Genomic DNA, 13,298 nt, shown 5'->3' with positions numbered 1-13,298 from the left:
CGCCTAAGAGGCTTTAGCTTGTACTGTTGCTGCTAAACAATAGCCCCCTTTCTAATTTATAATTTCTAATTCATAATTACAGCTTTAGCTGTGTATGCGTAGCTTGGCAAAGCTCAGGAGCAGTGTTTTTTCGCCAACCTCTTCAAAGTTAATAATGGCTTTTACACTGTTTCCCTGCGTGTCCATCTTAGTTACTACGCCAAAACCGAATTTTGGGTGCTCCACTTTCATGCCCGCTGCCAATGCAGAGGTATCGCTCGGCTGGAAATCGCCTGGGGCTGTATATGCCGTTGCTACCTGCTTTTTAGGAGGCGTGGAAATTAAGTTGCTTTTGCGCTGTAGTACTCTTTCGAAAACACCACCGGCTGAACCACCATTATCTCCATATTTAAAGTTAAGGTATTTGGCATCAATTTCATCCAGAAAGCGGCTTTTCTCACAGGCACGCAGGTTGCCCCACTGGTAACGACTGGTAGCGTAGGTAAGGTATAGCCTTTTCTCGGCACGGGTAATAGCCACATAAAACAGGCGACGCTCTTCCTCCAGGTCTGCTCTTGAATTGAGCATCATCTGGCTCGGAAAGAGATTTTCCTCCATACCTACTATAAACACATTCTTAAACTCCAGGCCTTTGGCAGAGTGGATAGTCATTAACGTAACAAACTCACCTTCTTCGTCGGCTTTTGTGTCGGCATCAGTTATAAGCGCAATATCCTGCAGGAAGGCTGAAAGGCTTTTATCTTCTTTCTCCGGATCGTCTACGTATTCTTTTATACCATTCAGGAGCTCCTGTATGTTTTCGTAGCGGGCCAGGCCTTCAACAGTTTTATCCTGGTACAGATCATCTACGATACCGGAGTGTTTGGCAATATGCTTTGCTGCTTCAAAGGCATCGTTGTGTTCTGCAATACGGGCAAAATCACGGATCATGATAGAGAAGTTCTCAATAGCCGTGCCTACTCTGTTCCCCATGAAACTGCTGGCATTCTGCACCACTTCCCATACCGTATGGTTTGTTTCTTCTGCTGTTACAAAAATCTTGGATTCTGTTGTTTCGCCTATACCACGCTTCGGATAGTTAATGACACGGCGCAGCGCCTGCTCATCGTTAGGATTAACCGTAAGGCGAAGGTACGCAATCAGGTCCTTTATTTCTTTACGCTGATAGAAGGAGAGGCCACCAATAATCTTATACTTGATGTTCATGCGGCGCAAAGCCTCTTCCATTGCCCTCGATTGAGCATTGGTGCGGTAAAGTATGGCAAAGTCGTCGTAGGAGAGGTGGTTGTTCATTTTCTCCTCGTAGATGGTAGTTGCCACCAGCTTACCTTCTTCGTTATCTGAATTGGCTTTTATGACCTCTATCAGGGGACCCTGCTCGTTATCAGTAAATACTTCTTTGCGCAGCTGCGCTGTATTGTGCTTTATAACCGAGTTAGCTGCATGTACAATATTTTTTGTAGAGCGGTAATTTTGCTCTAATTTAAATACTTCCAGCTCCGGGTAGTCGCGCTCAAAGTTCAGGATGTTTTGTATATCAGCTCCACGGAAAGCATAAATTGACTGTGCATCATCTCCAACCACTACAATATTTCTGTTTTGAGCGGCCAGTTTCCGGGTGATCAGGTACTGCGAATAGTTGGTATCCTGATACTCATCCACCATTACAAACTTAAAGATGTTCTGGTATTTGTTGAGCGCATCCGGATGATCCTTAAAAAGCACGTTGGTGTTAAACAACAGGTCGTCAAAATCCATGGCTCCGGCAGCAAAGCAGCGTTTCTGGTAGGTTTCATAGATTTTGCCGATCTTAGGGCGCATGGCAGCTTCGTCGTCGGCCTGAATGGTAGGGTCGTTTAAATATTGTTTTACCGAAATCAGCTTGTTTTTGGCGGCTGAAATTCTGCCCAGCACAACATTCGGCTTATACAGTTTGTCGTCCAGGTTCATCTCTTTCACAATATTGCGGACAAGCGTTCTGGAATCGTCGGTGTCGTATATGGTAAAGCTTTTCGGGAAACCGATTTTATCTGCTTCGGAGCGTAAAATGCGCGAGAAAACGGAGTGGAAGGTTCCCATCCAGATATTCTTTGCTTCGTTGCCAATCACTTTTTCGATACGATGGCGCATTTCCTTGGCTGCCTTATTGGTAAAGGTTAAGGCCAGTATATTAAAAGGATCAACTCCCAGGCTGATCAGGTGTGCAATCCTGTAGGTAAGAACTCTTGTTTTTCCGGAACCGGCACCCGCAATAATCATGGCCGGTCCTTCTGTATGGAGAACCGCTTTGCGCTGCGACTCGTTTAATAAACTAATGTAATCCATTTCTTCTCTTCCGCGTGCTTCTTAAAAACTGATGCAATTTACAAATACAAATCCGTAATCTGAATGAGTAGATAATTTTTGAAGCAGGTATCTTTGTTTTTCCTGAATTTTACATGTTTTTCCTGAAACTGGCCTTTAACTTGCTCTAACACCTGAGGCCTTTGCCAAAGTTATCTATCTTAGCTACAGACAAATTTATGCCCTGTAAAAATCTGTTTTTGATATAACGGAACAGAATTAGTTAATTTACAGTTTGTTTTACTGTATAGGAGGTACTGAAGCTTGAACAACCATTTGAGGAGCCTCTTATATTGATTTACCAACCATGAAAAACCTGCTTCTGCTTTTATTTGTTTTGCCGCTTAGCTGCCTCTCGTATGTGCTGGCGAGCAGAACTTCCAGTGGCAACAACTATAGCGCTGCTGTAGGTAATCCTACAGCGCTTCCTGCAGATACAACTGTTTCGATACAGGATACCATTCATTTTGTATACGATTCTACTGTTTACATCAACGGCAAAGCTTACGTTTGGAACGACTCTATCGGCATAGAGGAAGACACCACTATAAAGGCTGTAGCTTTGGAACAAGCCTCAGATACCATTGTGCATGCAGAGGATAGTATCCTGGTGTTTCAGCCTGAAATGCTTGATTCTGCCAGAGCCGAAGTAAAGCCGGTAAAAGAGGAGCCTGTTTATGCTAAAGGCAAGATATGGCGAACAGCAGTGATGGAAGAGGCGATGAAATTATACACCGGCCTGAAGTATGACGAAGCTTTCTCAAAATTCAGAGAGGCGGGTTCGTATGGAGAAGGCGCTGCCTTTTACTTTATCGGGCGCATGTACCAGTATGGTGAGCTCAGAAGAAGTGCTGCCATGCCTGATAGCCCTGAACCCTCTAATCCGGAGCTGTATTTTATACAAAATGACGATTCCGCTAAATTTTATTTCCAGCAGGCACTCGACCACAACAGTTTGCTGGGCAACTTAGGTTTCGCCGAATATAATGTGGTGCGCAGCGAGGAAGATAAACAACGTTTTTTAAGGTTGATGCGCAGTGCTGCTGTTGAGATTCGGGAGAGAGCTGTGGAAGGGGATGCATTTTGTAACCGTATTCTGGGTAGTATGTACTACACAGGCTATGGCGAAATGAAAGACCTGGAATTCGCTTTTCTGTACCTGAGTAAAGCGGCAGAGAAAAAGGATGTAGTGTCTTATACTTCTCTGGCAAATATGTACTTATCCGGAGAGGGCGTAAAGAAAGACGAGAAAAAAGCTATTGAGTGGCTGCAAAAAGGTGTAGACGCCGGCGATAAAGAAGCACTTTATACGCTGGGACTGGTGTATGAAGAAGGGCTGGCCGGAACATCTGACTCTGAGCAGGCCAGAAAATTATACCATAAAGCTATTCAGAAAGGAAGCGCGATTGCATTTGAACAGCTGAAGTACCTGAACCAGACACCCGACCAGAAGCTGGTGATTGCCTCTTTTACCCGCAACAGCGAAATGATTAAAAAATCGCTGACGGCCGGGGCAAAAATTAATACGCGTGCTGTGCCCGAAGGCTACGACCAGGATTTCCGAAACCGCACTCCGCTGATGCATGCTGTTTATATTCCGGTACTGCTGGAGGACTTTGGGGTAATTTATGTGCCGGAAGTGCGGGGGCAAGCCATTAGTTTGCTTTTAAAAAACAAAGCAGATGTAAATGCAACTGATCAGGATGGCAGAACAGCGCTGCACTATACTTTACAAGGAGCCCGAATCAGCACAGACTTCTTTGAGCGTGAACAGGCAGAGCTCCTAGATACCTTATTACACTATGGGGCTGATCCGAATAAAGTGGATAAACAAGGCAACGCTCCGCTTTACTACGCCCTGCTTGCGACCAACGGGCAGCACGAAATGGAGCTTGGCAGGCTGCTGGCAGGTGGTGCGAGTCCCAATATCCAGAACGAAGAAGGAAAAACGGTACTGATGCTTGCCTGTGAGTTGAAAGCCAGTAACGAGGTTATCCTGCGCCTGATCCAGGCCGGGGCCAATACCCGCATGAGAGATAACTCCGGAAAGGCAGCTATTGATTATACCACTAACGAAGCAGTGATCAATATCCTGATGGCGGCGGGTTCACCTGAAGCACGGAAATAATCTAAACTTATTTTCTGCTAACTTTGTCTCCCTTTTAAAATAGCATACATGATAGTTTTACAAAATACCGTTATCAGCGATGATATCCGTGAGCAGTTCTTTGTTTGTAATCTGGAGAAGTGCAAAGGGGCCTGCTGTGTAGAGGGTGACCTGGGAGCACCACTGGAAGAAGATGAGCTTGCTATTCTGGAGCAGAGTTACGATAAAATAAAGCCTTACATGACAGGGGCGGGGCAACACGCTGTAGAAGAGCAAGGTTTGTATATTACAGATTTTGAGGGAGATTATTCAACTCCTACTATCGGGAACCGTGAATGTGCCTATGCTATTTACGACGAGAATAAAACTCTGAAATGTGCCATAGAGCAAGCTTACCTGGATGGTGTTATAGACTGGAAGAAACCTATTTCCTGCCACCTTTATCCGATCCGGATTACAAAGTATGATGGGTTTGAAGCCTTAAACTATGATCGTTGGGGCATTTGCAGCGCAGCCTGCAGCTTTGGCGAGAACCTGGGGGTGCGGGTTTACCAGTTTCTGAAAGAGCCGCTTATTCGGAAATACGGCGAAGGCTGGTATCAAGAGCTAACTAACCTGATTGTAGAGGAAGAAAAGGAGCAGGCATAAGCTGCTCCTTTTTTGTTACAGTAGAAATCGGCTGTTTTTTCTCCTGAAATAAACTGACGTAGGAACTACCAATCTATTGTTTCCCCTTTTCCTGCCTTTAAATAGAAAAACCTGACCAGAGGGCCAGGTTTTTCTATGGTGCCAAGATCTTGCAATCTAGTCTAATTTGCTGAAGTCGAAGGTTTCGAGATAAGCTGTTGTAAAATTACCTTCTTTAAAGCCTTCATCATCCATAAGTTTCAGGTGGAAAGGCAACGTAGTTTTAATGCCTTCAATGATAAACTCACTTAATGCACGTTTCATTTTCACCAGGGCTTCCTCACGTGTCTGTGCGCTAACAATAAGTTTAGCGATCATAGAATCGTAGTTTGGTGGTATAGAGTAGCCGGAGTAAACATGTGAGTCTACACGCACACCGTGCCCGCCTGGCACATGTAAATTGCTGATTCTGCCCGGTGAAGGACGGAAGCCGTTTTTAGGATCTTCTGCATTGATACGGCATTCGATCGCGTGCATTTTAGGATAGTAATTTTTCCCGCTTATCTTATGGCCTGCGGCAACTTTAATCTGCTCCTTAATCAGGTCATAGTCAATTACTTCTTCTGTTATTGGGTGCTCCACCTGAATACGGGTGTTCATCTCCATAAAGTAGAAGTCGCGGTTTTTATCTACCAGGAATTCAATAGTACCCACGCCCTCGTAGTTGATGGCAGCAGCACCTGCAATGGCTGCCTTACCCATTTTGTCACGAAGCTCATCTGTAATGAAAGGAGAAGGCGTTTCTTCTACCAGTTTCTGGTGACGACGCTGAATAGAGCAATCGCGTTCAGATAAGTGCGCTACCTGGCCATGCTGGTCACCAATCAGCTGTATCTCGATGTGGCGGGGTTCCTCAATGTATTTTTCTAGGTACAAGCCGTCGTTTCCGAAAGCTGCCTTCGACTCCGTACGGGCATCGTTCCAGGCTTTTTCAAAATCAGCCTCACTCTTCACAATACGCATACCGCGTCCGCCACCACCGGCAGTAGCTTTCAGAATAACAGGGTATTTGATTTTCTTTGCCAGCTTCAGGCCTTCTTCCAAGGAACTCAACAAGCCCTCGGAACCAGGTATAGTAGGCACGCCTGCTTTCTTCATGGTTGCTTTTGCCGAAGATTTGTCGCCCATGGCGTTGATCATTTCCGGAGAAGCACCAATAAATTTGATGTTGTTTTCAGCACAGATCCTTGAGAATTCAGCATTCTCGGAAAGAAAACCATAGCCTGGGTGTATGGCATCGGCATTGGTGATTTCTGCAGCTGCAATCAGGTTTGGTATATTCAGGTAAGACTGAGCACTTATTGGGGGGCCAATACAAACTGCTTCATCGGCAAAACGTACGTGCAGGCTTTCTTTATCAGCAGTTGAGTAAACAGCTACCGTTTTGATGCCCATTTCTTTGCAGGTCCGGATAATACGAAGTGCAATCTCGCCCCGGTTGGCAATTAATATTTTTTTGAACATTAGATCAATGTGCTAATTTATTAATATGATAATGTGCTATTAAATAATATATTACTCAATATGCTGATGTACTAATTGATATACTTCACAGTTACTTTAGCACATCAGCACATTCTATGATTAGCACATTAGCTAGGATCTACCAGGAAGAGGGTTTGGTCGTATTCTACCGGGCTGGCGTTATCTACCACTACTTTTACTATTTTACCAGATACTTCCGATTCAATCTCGTTGAACAGTTTCATCGCCTCGATAATACAGATTACCTGTCCCTTTTTCACTTCGTCGCCAACATTTACAAAGACCGGCTTATCCGGGCTGGAAGAGCGGTAGAATGTACCGATCATAGGAGCTTTAATAGCTACGTATTTGCTTTCATCGTTTGCTGCCGGAGCCGGAGCGGGCGCTGCAGGTGCTGCCGGAGCCGCTGCTGCAGGTTGAGCAACCGGAGCAGCCACAGGAGCAGGGGCTGGTGCCGCAGGGGCAGCAGGCTGAGAAGACTCAATGTATTTTATCTTCTGGTCTGGCTCACGCTTTACCGATATCTTAAACTCTTCAGTTTCAATGTTAACTTTGTTTAGCCCAGATTTGGCTATGAAGTCGATCAGTTCCTGGATTTCTTTAGCTTTCATGTGTTATTTTACTCTCTCTGCGTAAGAATAAGTACGAGTGTCTACTTTAATTTTTTCGTCCTGGCCAATAAACAGAGGTACCTGAATAGTGGCACCTGTTTCCACAATAGCTGGCTTAGAAGCGTTCGTGGCTGTGTCTCCTTTTATACCTGGCTCTGTATACGTAATGGTTAACTCTACAAATGGAGGTATTTCACAGGTAAGCGGAGTTTCTGTCTCGGCATGGAAAAGGATTGTTACTTCCTGGCCTTCTTTCATCAGGTCGGCAAAAGGAACCATTTTCTCCTCCAGAGCAACCTGTTCAAAGGAGCTCAGGTCCATGAAGTTATAGCCAAAATCATCTTTGAAAATAAATTGATGTGGGCGCTGCTCTACACGGGCAGTGGTGATTTTGTGACCTGCAGAGAAAGTGTTATCAATAACTTTTCCTGTTTTAATGTTCTTTAGCTTGGTTCTAACAAAGGCAGGACCTTTACCTGGCTTTACGTGCTGGAACTCGATCACAACATACAGGTCGTTGTTAAACTCCATGCACAGGCCATTTTTAATGTCAGCTGTGGTTGCCATAGTTTACGTTTGAAGTAATGTAAATATAGTAAAAGTATAAAAGTATAGCTCTATTAGCAGTCTTGCAAACAAAGTTAGGCAATAAGCTCGAAAATGCCTTGAAAAAAATATGAGAGCCGTGATTTATACCCATTTCAGGTATCACACAAAATTAAGATAGAAGTTATAACTAAGTTTTTTACTATTATTTCAATCGGTATCCAACCGTAAAGTTTACAATTTTAGAGTCTCTGAAGCCGAAGCCGTAATTATCTATTGATGCTGAAAATTTCATCTTCTGGTGGTATAGGCCTGCACCAATGGTTACATAAGGTATAATATCAATTCCATGTTGATCTGTAGAAAACTGTCCTGTTAATCCAATTTGTAAGAAAGGAATGGAGTTGGAAATGATAGGATCTTTAAGGTTGATCTGGCCCAGGAGCGGAAACCTCACAAAATGAATGGTATTGTTCTCATAAGACTGGCCAAAATAAGTGTAATCGTACTGGAGGTAGAGGTAATTTATACCTAATCTGGATGAGATCCTTCTGCTGACATCTGGTTTTATAATATCCCAAAAGTAACCTAAAGAATAGCCTTCGCTCTTCATAATAGCACTTGAGTTTGGTATAACCAGAATGGCATACCCGGCTTCTAAACCATGCTTTGTGATTGGCTTTACTTTTGAATCGTAAACCATGGATGTTTGCTCGGGAGCTTTACAGGCATTGTACTTTTCAACCACCCTCATAATGGATTTGTCGTTGAATGCCAGTCTGTCCAAATTTTCATTTAAGTTTTCACAATCCGAAAAAGCAAAATTTAAGATGCCAATATACTGCCTAAAGTAGTTTACTTTGTTATTTTCTGCCCAGGATTCGTATTGGCCCAAGGTCATGTACCTATCTTCTTTTTTCAGAACATAAATATGTTTGTTGTCTCTTTTAAGGATGATAAACTGTTCGCTTTCTTTTAACGGAAGCTTGTACAAGCTGCTATAGCCGCTGACCAATAATTTTGCGAATCTGTGCGTTGTACTATTTTTTATTTCGGCTTCTACACTATAAAAATGAATTCTGCTCTCTGTAAACCCGAATCCATCGATATCATCTGGGTAATAGGTTGTAAATGAGCCTGAGTCAGCATTAGGCTTAAATTCAACCGATTGGCTGAGCTCAACGTTGGGAGCACTTTTTATATAACCGTGTATGGTATCGGATTTTTGTAGCAGGTAACCTGGTTCATAATTAAATTTCTGGGCATAGCAGGTGCTGCAGGCAATAAAGGTTAGTAGAATAAGGTAAAGTTTGTACATATGGTGTAAGAATATTGTAATATTATAAGTTTCAAATATATAAAATTTCCTACAGTGATAGCATGTTCATTACAAAATAAAGTTGTCATACAAAATATTTAACATGGCAGCTTTGGCTGGATGATAAAATAAAAAAAGCGACACAAAGGTCGCTTTTACATAGGAGTCTGTGACTTGTTCTATTTCGGATCGTATGCCCACTTCAGGTAGATGGCTCCCCATGTGAAACCTCCTCCAAAAGCAGCCAGCACAATGTTGTCTCCCTTTTTCAGTTGGCTTTCATACTCCCATAAGCAAAGAGGAATAGTACCGCTGGTTGTGTTGCCATAACGCTGAATATTCAGCATAACTTTCTCGCTGCTCAGGCCCATACGGTTGGCCGTAGCTTCTATAATACGCTTGTTTGCCTGGTGAGGCACCAGCCAGGCAACATCATCACCTGTCAGGTTGTTTCGCTCCATTACTTCTGCTGAAACATCGGCCATGCCTTTTACAGCAAATTTAAATACTGTCTGGCCTTCCTGGAAAGCATAATGTTCCCGGGCCTGTACCGTTTCTATTGTAGCTGGTTTACGGCTACCACCTGCTTTCATATGCAGGAAAGGAGCGCCATTACCATCTGATTTCAGTACCTGATCTTGAATACCCAGACCTTCTGTGTTAGGCTCCAGCATAACAGCACCGCCGCCATCACCAAATATAATGCAGGTAGCCCGGTCGGTATAGTCTATGATAGAAGACATTTTATCGGCGCCGATCACAATTACTTTTTTGTACTGTCCGGATTCTATGAATTTTGAACCAGTAGCTAATGCAAAGAGAAAACCAGAGCAGGCAGCCTGTAGATCGTATCCAAAAGCGTTTACAGCTCCTACTTCTGCTGCAACTAAGTTAGCAGTAGCAGGAAATACGAAGTCAGGGGTTGTGGTGGCACAGATAATCAGTTCGACTTCTTCCGGCTGCGTATTGGTTTTCTTTAGTAACTCTTTTACTGCAGGTACTGCTATATGCGAAGTGCCAAGTCCTTCACCTTTCAAGATACGCCTTTCCTTTATTCCAGTTCTTGATTGAATCCACTCGTCGTTGGTCTCCACCATTGTTTCAAGTTCCTGGTTGGTAAGTACGTATTCTGGAACGTAGCCACTTACACCTGTAATAGCGGCAGTAATTTTACTCATTGTTAAAGGGTCTTTGTTGTTAAAGGATTGAGGCGGGCAATTTACAAAAAAAAACTTGGCATAAACCGTCAGTTACCAAAAAAGAACAACTGAAAAGCTTATACCAAGTAGGATATCGCTGGCTTATTAGCCTTAGATTATGCGCTAATGTTTCTTCTAAAGCGCTCTGAAAGGTTTGATGCCACCATTTTCTGAGCCTGAAGTACCATGTTGCAGATGGCTCTTGGAGTAGACACTCCATGGCCAATAACGGCATTGCCATTAATGCCCAGGATCGGGCTTCCACCTACGGCTTCATAGTTAAACTTATCGAAGAAGGGGTCATGCATCTTCTTTTCGTTTAAGATATCATAGATGTTTTCGGCCATCTTTAGGATAATATTTCCTGTATAGCCATCGCAAACGATCACATCTGCTTTATCGTTGAAAAGATCACGGCCCTCAATATTTCCAATAAAGTTAATCGTACTGTTGGCTTTCAGGCGCTGGTGAGCAGCCTGTGTGTTCACAGTACCTTTTCCTTCCTCTTCGCCCAGGTTCATAAGACCAACCTTGGGGTTCGGAATATCCAGTACATACCTGGCGTAGATCGAGCCGATTTCGCCAAATTGCTCCAGCACCTCTGGTTTGCAATCGGCATTGGCTCCAACGTCCAGCATAATACCAAAACCGCCGTCGAGTTTAGGAACCAGACCTCCGATAGAAGGTCTAAGAATTCCTTCAACTGCCTTTACGCTGAACATAGCTCCAACAAGCATGGCACCTGTATTGCCGGCGCTGCAAAAAGCATGAGCTTTCTGCGCTTTTAGCAAACCGTAACCAACTGCAATGCTAGAGTCAGGCTTTTGGGTAAGTGCTTTGGTGGGATGTTCTCCCATTTCAATCACTTGGGTAGCATTAATTACTTTAATGCCAGAGCCTGTATATCCGTATTCTTGTAGCAGCGGATAAATCATTTCTTCCTTACCAATCAGTAAGATTTCATAATCTTTGTCGAGCTGCTCAACGGCTAATAATGCACCCTTAACTACTGCCTCAGGTGCATAATCGCCGCCCATAGCGTCTAAGGCGATCCTCATGTACTGGATTAGGTTAAATTATACAGAAACTACTTTTGCAGCAGATAAAACTGCTTAGATGGCGTTAGTTGTATAATTTTTGATAGCCAGTTTGCCTTTGTGATACAGGTCGCCTTCTACCACATATGCATGGTGATACAGGTGAGGAGTGTCTGTATTAGGGCAAATCGCAATTGCTTTCTCAGAAAGTTTCTGGTGAGTTCTTCTCTTATCCCTTCTGGTCTTCGAAATCTTACGTTTAGGATGTGCCATTTTTAGTTAAATAATTTACTTGCTGTTATTTATTTTTTAATCTGTAATACTCGTTAGTTCAGGTTTCTTAAAGCATCCCAGCGCGGGTCTGTATCATCTTCATCATCGCTGTCGTCACTTTCACCTTCATTAGCTGCTTTGCGGGAAGAGTAAATCAAGATGTCTTCGTCATCGTCTTCATCCTCCTCAGATTCTTCCACAAAACGGGGGTGCAGTTTTTTCATGGGCAGCGACAATCCTATAAAGTCGTAAATGTGCTGAGCCACGTTTATGTTCTGCGTATCGCTGGTAATCTGCCATAAGTCCTCGTCCAGTTCCGTATTCTCCGGCCCATACTTAATGCGGAATACCTCCTGTACATTCACCGGTTGATCAAACTCATCCAGGCTCCTGTCGCAGGTAAGGCGAACATGTCCCTTAATATCAAAATGTAAAGTTAGCAGCGATTCTGTCTTATCCAGCTCCACCTTAGCCTGTAGCTTTCCACCCAGGATCATTTCCTGCTCAAAAAGAGCAAAGAAAGAATCATCTACATCAAACTCGAACTCATGCTTTTTATTGCTGAGTTTAACAAGTCCGATTTCATAATCTCTTAGCTTCTTCACTGCCTTTTTTTATTCCAAGTCGCAAAATTAGCACAATATTCCGACAAAAAAAATACTTCGCTTATTAATCAGCCAGCATTTGTTCTGTGGTGCGTTTTTTTATCACATCGCAGGCCAGAAACAATGCTTCTCTGAAAGAGGTTTCATCGGCAATGTACTTGTCTGCTATGTCGTAGGCGGTGCCATGATCCGGTGAGGTGCGCACAACTGGTAAACCTGCTGTAAAATTTACGCCGCTTTCAAACGCCAAGGTTTTAAAGGGGATCAGGCCCTGGTCGTGGTACATCGATACAACGGCATCTACCTGTTTGAACTGGCGCATTCCAAAGAAACCATCTGCCGGAAACGGACCGAATACCAGGTTTCCCCGTTCTTTCAGGTGTTTGATGGCTGGCTGTATGATGTCTGCTTCCTCGTTTCCTAAAAGACCGTTTTCTCCGGCGTGCGGGTTAAGCCCCAGTACAGCCACGCGCGGTTTCAGAATACCAAAATCATGCTTCAGCGACTCTATCAGGATGGTGATTTTCCGTATAAGCAGGTCGTAGTTGAGTTTTGTCGCAACGTCTTTTACTGGGATATGGCCTGTTACGGTAGCTACACGCAAATCGCCGCTTACGAGCAGCATCAGGCTGTCTGCCGCATCGAAGTAGGTTGTCAAAAACTCGGTGTGGCCGGCAAAACGGAAGTCTTCTGCCTGGATGTTATCTTTATCGATGGGCGCTGTCACCAATCCATCTATCAGGCCCGCTTTCATATCGCGGCAGGCTGCCATTAAAGAATCAAGAGAGGCCTTGCCCGAAGCAGGCGACGGTTTGCCCGGCTCTATAACAATATCTTCTTCCCAGCAACTGATCAGGTTAACTTTCCTGGGAGCCAGTTCCCGTGCCGACTCTGCCAGCTGGTAATGAAAATGATCTGCGCTTAACGCTTTACGCACCTTGTTGAGCACATTTGCGCTGCCGTAGATTACTGGCGTGCAAAAGTTAACGATGCGCTGGTCTGATAAGGTTTTAACGACTACTTCAGGACCAATGCCATTGGTGTCGCCTATACTGATTCCTATTTTAGGTTTATTTCTATTTTCCAT

General features: G+C 43.9%; 12 protein-coding genes. 2 read left to right on the top strand and 10 right to left on the bottom strand.

Annotated features, from left to right (window positions below; translation table 11 throughout):
• Positions 1 to 84: 84 nt before the first annotated feature.
• Positions 85 to 2,325 (bottom strand): ATP-dependent helicase, encoded by a 2,241-nt coding sequence (locus C1N53_RS09890; protein ID WP_137759150.1) that lies wholly within the window; start codon positions 2,323 to 2,325, stop codon positions 85 to 87.
• Between the two features lie 325 nt (positions 2,326 to 2,650).
• Here C1N53_RS09890 and C1N53_RS09885 point away from each other — a divergent pair, with 325 nt between their 5' ends.
• Together C1N53_RS09885 and C1N53_RS09880 are read left to right on the top strand one after the other, a co-directional pair.
• Positions 2,651 to 4,471: an ankyrin repeat domain-containing protein gene (locus C1N53_RS09885; RefSeq protein WP_240773448.1), complete on the top strand. Its 1,821-nt coding sequence runs from the start codon at positions 2,651 to 2,653 to the stop codon at positions 4,469 to 4,471.
• Positions 4,472 to 4,519: 48 nt separating this feature from the next.
• Positions 4,520 to 5,098 (top strand): DUF3109 family protein, encoded by a 579-nt coding sequence (locus tag C1N53_RS09880; protein WP_137759149.1) that lies wholly within the window; start codon positions 4,520 to 4,522, stop codon positions 5,096 to 5,098.
• A 156-nt stretch (positions 5,099 to 5,254) separates the two neighbouring features.
• On the opposite strand, the gene accC is transcribed toward C1N53_RS09880, so the two are convergent.
• The 9 genes from accC to pdxA form a co-directional block, all read right to left on the bottom strand.
• A complete protein-coding gene (accC, locus tag C1N53_RS09875; RefSeq protein ID WP_137759148.1) occupies positions 5,255 to 6,601 on the bottom strand; it encodes an acetyl-CoA carboxylase biotin carboxylase subunit in 1,347 nt (448 codons plus the stop codon).
• Positions 6,602 to 6,729: 128 nt separating this feature from the next.
• On the bottom strand, positions 6,730 to 7,233 hold the full coding sequence (gene accB, locus C1N53_RS09870) for an acetyl-CoA carboxylase biotin carboxyl carrier protein (protein WP_137759147.1): 504 nt from the start codon (positions 7,231 to 7,233) through the stop codon (positions 6,730 to 6,732).
• Positions 7,234 to 7,236: 3 nt separating this feature from the next.
• The gene (gene efp, locus C1N53_RS09865; protein WP_137759146.1) at positions 7,237 to 7,800 is read right to left on the bottom strand and encodes an elongation factor P; all 564 of its coding nucleotides are present in this window, start codon (positions 7,798 to 7,800) and stop codon (positions 7,237 to 7,239) included.
• Positions 7,801 to 7,984: 184 nt separating this feature from the next.
• The gene (locus C1N53_RS09860) at positions 7,985 to 9,097 is read right to left on the bottom strand and encodes a hypothetical protein (RefSeq protein ID WP_137759145.1); all 1,113 of its coding nucleotides are present in this window, start codon (positions 9,095 to 9,097) and stop codon (positions 7,985 to 7,987) included.
• A 179-nt stretch (positions 9,098 to 9,276) separates the two neighbouring features.
• The gene (locus C1N53_RS09855; protein WP_137759144.1) at positions 9,277 to 10,275 is read right to left on the bottom strand and encodes a beta-ketoacyl-ACP synthase III; all 999 of its coding nucleotides are present in this window, start codon (positions 10,273 to 10,275) and stop codon (positions 9,277 to 9,279) included.
• 137 nt (positions 10,276 to 10,412) lie between these two features.
• A complete protein-coding gene (gene plsX, locus C1N53_RS09850; RefSeq protein ID WP_137759143.1) occupies positions 10,413 to 11,354 on the bottom strand; it encodes a phosphate acyltransferase PlsX in 942 nt (313 codons plus the stop codon).
• A gap of 54 nt (positions 11,355 to 11,408) precedes the next feature.
• Positions 11,409 to 11,606 (bottom strand): 50S ribosomal protein L32, encoded by a 198-nt coding sequence (gene rpmF, locus C1N53_RS09845; RefSeq protein WP_137759142.1) that lies wholly within the window; start codon positions 11,604 to 11,606, stop codon positions 11,409 to 11,411.
• Positions 11,607 to 11,659: 53 nt separating this feature from the next.
• On the bottom strand, positions 11,660 to 12,211 hold the full coding sequence (locus C1N53_RS09840) for a DUF177 domain-containing protein (protein WP_137759141.1): 552 nt from the start codon (positions 12,209 to 12,211) through the stop codon (positions 11,660 to 11,662).
• Between the two features lie 64 nt (positions 12,212 to 12,275).
• Entirely contained in the window at positions 12,276 to 13,298 is a 1,023-nt protein-coding gene (gene pdxA / locus C1N53_RS09835) for a 4-hydroxythreonine-4-phosphate dehydrogenase PdxA (protein ID WP_137759140.1), read from the bottom strand.

Source organism: Pontibacter sp. SGAir0037 (assembly GCF_005491705.1).
Classification (GTDB): domain Bacteria; phylum Bacteroidota; class Bacteroidia; order Cytophagales; family Hymenobacteraceae; genus Pontibacter.
Note: the sequence above shows the minus strand (reverse complement) of the source record. Positions and strands in the feature narration are given on the sequence as shown.